This window comes from Desulfovibrio sp., from assembly GCF_047607245.1.
GTDB lineage: Bacteria > Desulfobacterota > Desulfovibrionia > Desulfovibrionales > Desulfovibrionaceae > Desulfovibrio.
On record NZ_JASGDK010000035.1, the window covers coordinates 1 to 9664 of the forward strand.

11 protein-coding genes are annotated in these 9664 nt (G+C 54.9%); 4 read left to right on the plus strand and 7 right to left on the minus strand.

The annotated features are described in order from the left end of the window. The coding region (locus QM579_RS02640) for a cobyrinate a,c-diamide synthase (protein ID WP_414997675.1) at positions 1-1376 on the plus strand (1376 nt) is incomplete at its 5' end. Then, positions 1369-2616: a glycosyltransferase family 2 protein gene (locus QM579_RS02645; protein ID WP_414997676.1), complete on the plus strand. Its 1248-nt coding sequence runs from the start codon at positions 1369-1371 to the stop codon at positions 2614-2616. The genes QM579_RS02640 and QM579_RS02645, both read left to right, overlap by 8 nt. A gap of 71 nt (positions 2617-2687) precedes the next feature. On the opposite strand, the gene QM579_RS02650 is transcribed toward QM579_RS02645, so the two are convergent. Next, complete coding sequence (locus tag QM579_RS02650; RefSeq protein ID WP_414997677.1) at positions 2688-2897, minus strand: hypothetical protein; 210 nt, start codon at positions 2895-2897, stop codon at positions 2688-2690. A 418-nt stretch (positions 2898-3315) separates the two neighbouring features. Between QM579_RS02650 and QM579_RS02655 the strand changes: the two genes are divergently transcribed. Then, entirely contained in the window at positions 3316-4647 is a 1332-nt protein-coding gene (locus tag QM579_RS02655) for a diguanylate cyclase (RefSeq protein ID WP_414997678.1), read from the plus strand. 329 nt (positions 4648-4976) lie between these two features. Here QM579_RS02655 and QM579_RS02660 read toward each other — a convergent pair whose 3' ends face one another. The 3 genes from QM579_RS02660 to QM579_RS02670 are packed head-to-tail and all read right to left on the minus strand — an operon-like array spanning position 4977 to position 7047. Further along, the gene (locus tag QM579_RS02660; protein WP_414997679.1) at positions 4977-5555 is read right to left on the minus strand and encodes a nitroreductase family protein; all 579 of its coding nucleotides are present in this window, start codon (positions 5553-5555) and stop codon (positions 4977-4979) included. A 42-nt stretch (positions 5556-5597) separates the two neighbouring features. Then, positions 5598-6395 (minus strand): adenosylcobinamide-GDP ribazoletransferase, encoded by a 798-nt coding sequence (locus tag QM579_RS02665; protein ID WP_414997680.1) that lies wholly within the window; start codon positions 6393-6395, stop codon positions 5598-5600. Between the two features lie 10 nt (positions 6396-6405). Next, complete coding sequence (locus QM579_RS02670; protein WP_179980216.1) at positions 6406-7047, minus strand: redox-sensing transcriptional repressor Rex; 642 nt, start codon at positions 7045-7047, stop codon at positions 6406-6408. Positions 7048-7922: 875 nt separating this feature from the next. Here QM579_RS02670 and QM579_RS02675 point away from each other — a divergent pair. Next, positions 7923-8060 carry a hypothetical protein gene (locus QM579_RS02675; protein WP_414997681.1) on the plus strand — a complete coding sequence of 46 codons (138 nt, stop codon included), beginning with the start codon at positions 7923-7925 and terminating at the stop codon, positions 8058-8060. Positions 8061-8067: 7 nt separating this feature from the next. Here QM579_RS02675 and atpE read toward each other — a convergent pair whose 3' ends face one another. From atpE to QM579_RS02690, 3 genes are all read right to left on the minus strand, one after another. Then, positions 8068-8391 carry an ATP synthase F0 subunit C gene (atpE, locus tag QM579_RS02680; RefSeq protein WP_179980215.1) on the minus strand — a complete coding sequence of 108 codons (324 nt, stop codon included), beginning with the start codon at positions 8389-8391 and terminating at the stop codon, positions 8068-8070. 137 nt (positions 8392-8528) lie between these two features. Beyond that, positions 8529-9233 carry a F0F1 ATP synthase subunit A gene (gene atpB / locus QM579_RS02685; RefSeq protein ID WP_414997682.1) on the minus strand — a complete coding sequence of 235 codons (705 nt, stop codon included), beginning with the start codon at positions 9231-9233 and terminating at the stop codon, positions 8529-8531. A gap of 105 nt (positions 9234-9338) precedes the next feature. Beyond that, on the minus strand, positions 9339-9664 hold a 326-nt coding region (locus tag QM579_RS02690; protein WP_414997683.1), incomplete at its 5' end, for a hypothetical protein.

A 9664-nucleotide genomic window follows, 5' to 3' on the forward strand; every position in this document is an offset into this window, starting at 1 on the left:
AGGGCAACCGGGGATTTTTCGACGGCATGGACGCACAGGGCTCGTGCTCCACAGCCGAATTGTCGCGCATATTGTCGTGCCCAGTGATCATCAGCGTGGACTGCACCAAGATGACGCGCACTGCGGCAGCGCTGGTACGCGGCATACTGACTTTCGAGCCGGGCATTTCCTTTGCGGGCGTGGTGCTCAATCAGGTGGGTTCAGCCCGGCATGAGCGCATCTTGCGGCAGGCTCTGGAGGAACACACAGACGTGCCCGTACTGGGCGCTCTGCCCCGGCTGGCCGAAAACCCGCTGCCCGAGCGGCATATGGGCATAGCCTCCTGCGGGGATGACCTTTCGCCGCAGGCGCAACAGGTGCTGGATACGCTGGCAGCCTTTGTGAGCGGGCATGTGGATATGGACCGTATTCTGGCCGCTGCCGAAAACGCTCCAGACCTCGAAGCCGAACCTTTCTGGCCGGAATCTACCGCGGATGCGGCTCCTCTGGCGGCCGTGGAGCAGAGGCGCGGCGCGGATGCTGCCATTACAGAGACGTCCGGCAAAGTCACTGGCGTGAACAGCCCGGAATCCATCGGAACCCGCAGGCCGCGCATTGGCTATGTGCGTGACGCCGCCCTGTGGTTTTACTATGAGGAAAATCTTGAAGCACTGCGCCGCACAGGGGCCGAGCTTGTGCGCCTTTCCCTGCTTAACGGCCCGGACGGCGGCCATGCGAACATTGGCTGGCCGCAGGTTGACGCCCTGTATTTGGGCGGCGGCTTTCCCGAAGACCATGTGGAGGCCCTGAGCACGTCGCCCCTGCTGCGGCAGCTGGCCCAGTGGGCGGATCAAGGCATGCCCATCTATGCTGAATGCGGCGGGTTTATGGTGCTTTCGCGCGGCATTGAACGTCAGGGAAAACTGTGGCCTATGGGGGGCATTCTTCCGGTGACGGCGGTGTTTTGTCCCAAGCCGCAAGGGCTTGGCTATGTGCGCGGCAGAATCACTGGCGAGAATCCCTTTTTCCCGCTTCAAACGGAATTGCGCGGTCACGAATTTCATTATTCCCGCTGCCGGTGGGAAGAGACGGCGGAGCATCTGACGGACGCGCTGGCAGCCCCACAGGAGCGTACAGCTCCGGGGCAGAGCCGTCATCCCTCACTGCGCTGGGCCATGCAATTGCGCAAGGGGCAGGGCATGGGACTTCCTCCTGTATCCGAAAAGCAAGATACGGTCAGCGCGCCAGAGCCGCAAAAGGTCGATGGCCTTGTGTTCCGTAATGTCTGGGCCTCCTACACCCATATTTTTGCCCCGGCAGCGCCAGGCTGGGCAGAAAATTTTGTGGCCGCCGCCAGAGATTTCGCCGTGCACGGCAGGAGCGGCAGCCATGAGTAGCACGGCCCGGGTTTCCATCATTATTCCCGCCTGGAACCTCTGGCAGATGACCGCCGCCTGCCTGCGCTCCTTAGCCGAACATACGCAAAACGAAAATGTGGAAGTGGTGGTTGTGGACAACGGCTCCACTGACGCCACAGCCACAGAACTGGAGCCGCTGGGCAATGCCCTGTTCGGCGCGGATTTTTGCCGTGTGCGCCTGTTTGACAATCTGGGTTTCGCCAAAGGGTGCAATGCTGGGGCCAAAGCCAGTAGCGGTGACCTGCTCCTTTTTTTGAACAACGACACCACGATGACGCCGGGCTGGCTGCCGCCATTGCGCCATGCGCTGGAGCAGCCCCGCGTGGGGGCGGTGGGACCGTTGCTGCTCTATCCCAGCGGCACTGTGCAACACTGCGGCATCTATTTTACGCCCTTTATGGCTGTCGGCCATCTTTACGAAGGTTTTCCCGCTGGGCACACCGCGCCGCGCAAAAAGCACCCGCTCCAGGCCATAACCGGAGCGGCCATGCTGCTGCGCAAGAGTGTGTTTATGGACTGCGGCGGCTTTTATGAAGAATACCGCAACGGTTTTGAAGATATGGATATCTGCTGCGAACTGCGCGCGCGTGGCCATAAGCTCGTTGTGGCTGGAAGCAGCGTTGTTATCCATCATACCAGCCAGACGCCGGGACGTTTTGATCACAATACCTTCAACGGTGAACTGCTCATGCGCCGCCACGGGAAAAATCTGAGGCCGGACTTGCACATGCTGGCGGCTCTGGATGGCTACCAGCTTGAAATGGGGCCGGACCTTGACCTCTGGCTGGCTCTGCCAGAGGCGCGGGAAGCCGCGCGTACCGAAGACTTTGATGCTCGGCCGCAAAATGAAGAAGCCTGCCGCAATTTGCTTGAGCAGGAGCCTCTTTGGCGGAGCGGCTGGTATCGGCTCATGGACATGCTGGAAGCGCGGGGGGATTTGCATGAAGCCCTGTTGTGCGCCACCCGTTGCGCTATGTTTTTTGGAGATACTGATTCTCGTGAAAGGCTGCTGGCCCTCACCAGCAAGGTTGAAGGTCCGGAAAGCGCCGCGTCTCTGCGTGTTGCTCTGGGCCCGCCAGCAACGGCCACCGGGGCAGAAGAAAAATCTTCTGCTTCCAAAGTGCGGGTTCAGCAGGCCAGGCGTGCGGCGTACGCCCGTGGGGATGGCATGCTGGCTGAAATTTTTAATCAGTGGCTTTTGCGGTACGGCGGGGCATAACTTTTTTATGTACAGCCATCTGTTCGTCAGATGTAACAAGGCTCCTTTGGCATTGCCGGAGGAGCCTTGTTCTATTGGTGTGCTTCTTGAAAAAACTCGGTGGTTGCTTGCCGCAGGACTTCCAGCTTTTTGTACTGAAGCGATTTATCCGCCATTTGTTTGCATGTGCCATGCCCGCCCGGAATGCTCAGTCCTGATGCATTTTGCTTTGAAATGGCTTGCGGCAGGAGGCAGTCATGCATGGTAAGACAGCCGCGTAATGATATGGTTTGTTTATACAATCACCGCAGCCATTGGCAGCGTGCCGCGCCGCAACAATTGCCGCGCTGGCAGTACAGCTGTGTATTGGTACCCTCAAGTGCCGCAATGGCCGCGCCCTGACCTTTGGGGATCTATCTTCTTAAAGCTACTCTGGACCGGGAGGCATGTTTTCAGAGTCAGGCAGCCCGCACCATAACGAAATCAGTAATTTTTTTTAGTATTATATGATCATTTTTTATATCTTATTAATAGGAAAAGCTTTTTTATTCCGCTCTTGGGGGTGAAAATTATTGACATGGTTGGCTGTGTTTCTTATATCTGAAATTGTATATAGATTTTTTAGAGTATTCCGGGCGTGCAGATTGGAATGCACAATCATGCCCCCAAACCCGTGGGGAATATATGGAACCGATTACGTCATGCGCGCGGGATTTCATCATGAAATCCCCCAGCCAACAGTCTGACAGACGCGCTCAGTCCACCTCCTCAAACAAGGGATTTGAGAAGGGCCAGCATCTGGATTTTCTACAGGGTCTGCCGCAGGCCATCGCAGTTGTACGTGTTGACCTGGATATTATGGGTAAACCGTGCGATTTGGTGCCTGTTTACGGCAACGATGCGCTTTTTTGCCTTTTTGACACCCCAAAGGAAATATTCATTGGCACTTCGCTCAACAATTCCTCAATCAATTTTACCAAATGGCTCGGCACCTTTTGGGAGACAGCCTATCAGGGACGTGTACAGAAAATTACAGATTTCTGGCCGGTGCAGGGGCGGCATCTTATGGTGACCTGCCACCAGCCGCAGTATGGCTACTGTACATGTTTGTTTCAGGATGTATCCGAGCGGGTGCTGCTTGAAAATGATCTGGATAGAAACCGGCAAAAGCTGGAAGTTCTTTTGCACAGCGCTGTGGATATGGTTTTTCAGATTGACCCTATTACCCATGCTGTCACGAATCTTGAAGAAAGTCTTACAAGGCACGGTGACCTGTTCAAGGCGCGCAGAGTGCCGGAAGGACTTTTTCAGCAGGGGCTTTTTGCTCCTGGGCAGGAAGAAAAAATCAGCGAAGCCGTGAACCTGATACGTTCCGGCGTCGGTGATTGTACCTGCGAAGTACGAGCGCGTATTGAACTCAATGGGCCTTATACGTGGCATAGTCTGACAGTCATTGGCTATGTTGAACCGCACTCAGGCGACGTGTGCATTATCGGTTTTCTCAAGGATGCGCATGACCGCGTGAAGGAACGTGATGATCTGCTTTTTCGGGCAGAGAAAGACGCGCTTTGCGGCATCTACAACAGGGCTGCCGGGGAGAGTCTTATTTCTCTCAAACTGGTTAAGACTAATGAAACTGAACCTATCCGCGCCGCCATGTTCATCTTTGATCTGGACGATTTCAAAAATATCAATGATTCAGGTGGGCATTCCACAGGAGATGCCGTGCTAACGGCGTTTGCCAGGGTACTGCGCGAGGTCTTCCGCAAGGAGGATGTGATTTTTCGCCTTGGTGGGGATGAGTTTGCCGCGTTTGCGCAAAATCTTCCGGTGGAGAGGGTCATCAAGATTTATGAAAGGGTCGCCGCCAGGCTGAAAGAGCCGCTTGTGCCGAACGTGTTCGTGAAAGTATGTGCGGGCGTGGCTTTCAGCCAGACGGGGCGTCATTGTTACGATGATTTCTACAAGACCGCAGACAAGGCCTTGTACAATGCCAAGGAAGGAGGCAAAGGCCAAATTGGTGTTCTTTGCCTGTGCGGCAGTGGAGCCTGACGCGCCTGGGTGGAGGCCCCGGCGCATCAGGCCTTGAGCACTCTTTTAGCTGATTGAATTTGTACGTCGTGGCATGTGTCTTGCTGTGTGATGTGTCAACCAAGCGCCATTGTGCAGCATTTCGTGGCATGCATGCACCGGCTGCTAGTGTCAGGGTCCGGGCTTAACAGAACGGATAATACCGCAAGACGCAAGACGTACAAAACGAGGGCTGCCAGTAGTGGGGCAGCCCTCGTGCTTTTATGCTCTGTAGCAGATAAATGCGGATCGCTGTTTCGCTGGTGCGCTTTGGGCTTAGAGTATTCGAACGCTAAAAAAGCTCATCTGCTTTAGAAACGGCTTGCGATCAGGTCTTCAAGAGCCCGCTTGGGCACATGATGCACGCCCTGCGCATCACGCCAGTAGCCGAAAGACCCGTCAGCGGGCATTGGGGCCACAACGCGTTTTTCTTTGGCAACACCCAGACCCAGCACAAGCGCTACTTTGAGGTCAGCGGGCACCTGCAAAAGACCGGGCACGGCCTGATGGTCGAAAGATTTGATGATGCAGCAGCCCCAGTCACGGCTGCTGGCTGCAAGCTGAATGGTCTGGGAGGCAATGCCCACGTCGTAGAATGTCAGTTCCGTGCCGCCCTGGGGCATAAGTATAGCAATAAAGCCTGTGGGGCGTTCACCAGGGTGCGGGCCGCCCCAATCCTTGAGGGCTCCAGCCCAGCGGGTGAGGGGAAACAGCTTTTGGCAGGTCTCGCCTTGGGCCACAAGGCTGAAGCGCAAATCCTGCGCATTTCTGCCTGAAGGCGCTAGTCGGGCGCAATCCACAAGCCATTCCAGATCTGCCATAGTCAAAGGCTGGTCTTCTTCAAAACGGCGGCAAGTGCGCGCTTTTTCAGCCAATTCTCTGAAATTCATGGATTCCTCCTTGGTTGTCCGGGCAAATGAACTGTAGATAATCTACACCGTACTTGCCAGAAACCACAACTGCCCCCATTGGATGCCCGCGCCAAGAAAATCGCCGGAAATTCCGCCTTTGCTGCGCGCGAAAGCCGCCATGCGGCGTATGAGAATGTATTGCCCAAGCGCTGTCACAGGCACACGCCACCAGGGTTGGTGCGCAAACAGCGCCAGTGCAAATAATACCAGCAGGGCAGCCAGGGCATACCACCGGGTCAGGGCAGGGCTTGCTCCCGCGCAGGTGAGGCCACCTAAGGAGTTCTTGTCGCGGGGCGGGGCGGATGCCGCCAGCCAGAGAGCGCAAACGCGGCCCCAGGCCGGGGCCACTACAAGCCAGAGCCATTGGCCGCCGTATATATGCCAGCATACCACAAGCCACATGCCGCCAAAAGCCAGCAGAAGGTGCAGCGCACCGAATGCGCCCAGGCGGCTGTCTTTCATTATGGCCCAAAAGCGTTCGCCCTGTGCGCCACTGCCGCACGCATCGCCCAGGTCAGCCAGACCATCCCAGTGCAGGCTGCGGGTGCTCCATACTTCAAGTCCCATCCAGAGCCATGCGGCCAGGGCGGCGCATAACAGGGGAACCGCCAGCGGGTGCTTATGCAGCAAAAGCCAGAAAAGCCAGCTGGGCAAGGTGAGCGTAAGCCCAAGGCATAAGCCCGCAGGGCCGTAGCAAGGCAGGCAGGCCCCAAGGTCACTGCCGGTGCAGCCAGCGCGGGGGGGGACAAGGCGTGTCAAAAAAGCCAGGGCGTCATAACAACGTCCTGGCCATGTTGTACGGCATTGTTGTGGTGCCAAGGCTGGCGTCCTATCGGGTCATGGGATGATTGAAAGCAAGAGCGTAGAGGTGGTGGAAGAAATCCACGTATTCCACGTTGATGCGTTCCGGCACCTTGATGCGGGCAGGAGCGAAGTTCAAAATGGAGGTGATGCCAGCGTCCATAAGGTGCTGGGCGGCCCTTTGCGCTCTTTCAGGGGGCGTGGTGATGATACCGATTTCAATATTGAGATCAGACACCATATCCTTGAGATCGCGGGTGCAGTGCACTTCAAGGCCATGCACAATTTCACCGATCTTGAAGGGGTCGCAGTCGAAGATGCCAACGATGTTGAAGCCACGGGCACGAAATTCACTATGGTTCAGGATTGCCTTGCCCAGGTTGCCAACGCCAATGAGGGCCATGCGCCACTCGCGGTCAACACCAAGAGAGGAGGTGATGGCAGCGATAAGGGATTTTACATGATACCCCACGCCGCGAATGCCGAACTCGCCAAAATAGGCAAGGTCTTTACGCACTTGTGAACCGTTGACTCCGCAGGCTTCCGCCAGTGGATTGGAGGAAATGACCTCCACATTATCGCGGGAGAAGTTTTCAAGCACCTGCACATAGGTGGCAAGGCGTTGAATAGTTGCGCGAGGAATATGTTTACTTTTCGGTTGGTTAGCCATAGTTTACCTTCTGGAAAGCCGCGAGCTTGTCAACGGGAAGATGTCGTCTCGTGAAAGAAAGTATCTATCAAAAAACAGCAAATGTGCAAGCTGGACCGTTTATAGTCTTTGCTACTTCCAACAGCATATAAAATATACCTAATTCTATGCCGTGGCAATGTTCAAACCAACTTAGCGTTAATAAGTTGGGTACACAACCATTGACGGACTCAGCCACACAATGAGATAGTAATACGATAGCCAGTGTGTCGCCTGTACCTGATCTTCAATCTTTTTCTTTTTATTACAGGTTGTTAGGTTTGCTATCTTTGGAATTTTTACTCGCATGTCACGCTATTAAAGTGCTCTGAACCGGAGCATGTTACAAAAAGAATTTTTGTGAATGAAATGCTACTATAAAAGGGGACAAAGGTTAAGTCCCAAGCCCCGCAATATGCCGTGTTCAATAAAAAAAGTATATGTTCCTGAAATACTGAGTGTATGCCTTTAAGTTGAATGTGAGTAGTGGGCCGCAACATACTTCCCTGGCGCTGTGATTTTCAATTTTGGGCGCTGAACACATGCATTACTCTTGGCTTGCATCTCCCGGTGGAGCGTATTTCCCGGGCTGCGCCTCCCATGTGAACCAATCTATATATTGTGTCTGTCAGAGCAGCAATGAAATTGGGCCGTTGTTTTGGTCTTGTTCCTGTGCGTCTAATCGCACAATCAGACATGTTTTTATGGAAAATTTTCGTAAGGGTACCGCTTTGAAGCTTACCCAAAGGTTTGGGTACGTCTGGTATCGGCGCTCTAAAAGAAATCAGCTAAAGCGGAACGACAGAGAAATCTTTGGAGAAGGGGCAGAACTGTAAGGTCCGGCAAAGCCGGTAAAAGTGAAGAGTGGCCTTGAGATTGCCATTTTGTTGCAAAAAAATCCCGGCCATTGCCAGGCTGGGAAAGAAGCGAACTATAAGGGCTTTGCTGCAAATAAAAAAAAGGAGGCCGAAGCCTCCTTTTTTTTACAAAACTGATCCAGCCCTACGCGTAGGGGTTGGCGTACAGCAGAATGAAGCTGATAACCAGAGCGTAAATGGCCAGAGATTCGATAAAGGCAAAGGCCAAAATCATGGTACCGGTGATCTTGCCGCTCACGTCAGGGTTGCGGGCAACGCCTTCGCAGGCGCCCTTCAGACCAAGGCCCATGCCGATGCCGCAACCGAAAGCGGCGATGCCGATGCCAAGGGCGGCGGCGAGGCAGGTGTAGCCAAGGGCCGAGGCGTCAAGCTGGTTGGCGGCGAAAGCCATGCTGGCCATACCCAGAAGAGCCACGGTGTTAAGGGCGATCATCAGAAGTTTACGCATGAGACACTCCTTGCACTGTTGTATTGTTGGGTCGTTACCGACCATTCCCCGTTATGCTGCGCCTTGTTTACGTCCGGCGAAGAGACGCCGCCACAGGCCATGCCAGGGCGGGGGCGGCAGGCCGCCCATGCGCAAGTCTAGTGTTCAGGGGCTTCCAGAGCGCCCTTGATGTAGAACATGGTCAACATGAAGAACACAAAGGCCTGCATGGTCTTGCCCAGAAGGAAAAGCGCGTAGATGGGCAAGGTGCCCAGGATGGGCGCCATGATGAAGAACAGCACCATAACGATTTCTTCACCCCGGATGTTACCGAAAAGACGGAGGGAGAGAGAAACCGGACGTGAAAGGTGCGACACCACTTCCAGCGGGAACATCAGCGGAATAAGGAACTTCGAAGGCCCGGTGAAGTGATGGATGTAGTGCGTTTTCCAGCGGATGAGACCCACGGCATTATAGAATACCAGCACAAAAAGCGCCATGCAGACCGTGGTGTTGAGGTTGGCCGTAGGTGCGTCGAAACCGGGCACCAGACCCATAAGGTTCATGCCGAAAATGTAGATGAAAATACCCGCCAGCAGGGGGACGAACTTGCGCCCGTGCTCACCCATTGTGGCAATAATGAAATTCTCAACTGTGTCTATCAAGGCCTCAAAGAAATTTTGAAGGCCGCCCGGCACCAGCGTCAGACGTCTGCGCATAATGCAGGCCACAGTAAAGAGGAGGGCCATACAGACCCAGGAGTAGAACACATGCTTGAACTCCACCATCTGTCCACCGATGGTGATCTCGTCCATGCCCATAAATGTGGAGAGCAATACCGGATGCGGCAAACCACCTGCCATGAGCCCTGCCTCCTGGTCGATGCGCGCCGAAGCGCTGCGTTGATGTAAAGCCCTAAGGCCATTCCCCAGAAATTTGTGTGTAGCCCGGCTGCTGTGGCGTCTGCTCTACTGCGCGCTGCGCCTGATGGCGCGCGCTGCAAACGCAAAGCTCACAAGAGCGCACATGCCGCCTGCCAGCATGCCGCCAACAAGGGCGAACACTGGCGCCTGATAAATGATGAGGGATATATATAGGATGCCCCCCATCAACACAAGTCTGCCAAGCCAGCGAATCAGCACGATGCGTAAAAAAGCCGTGCTATAGTCGCCCAGCCCACGGCGCAGAAAAAACCGCGCCAGTCCCCAGAAAGTCCAGGCCATAATAGCCAGGCCAACCCCAAACCAGAGAATCAGGGCGCTACAGTAAAAAGCGCAGCCCCAAGCAGAAGAAC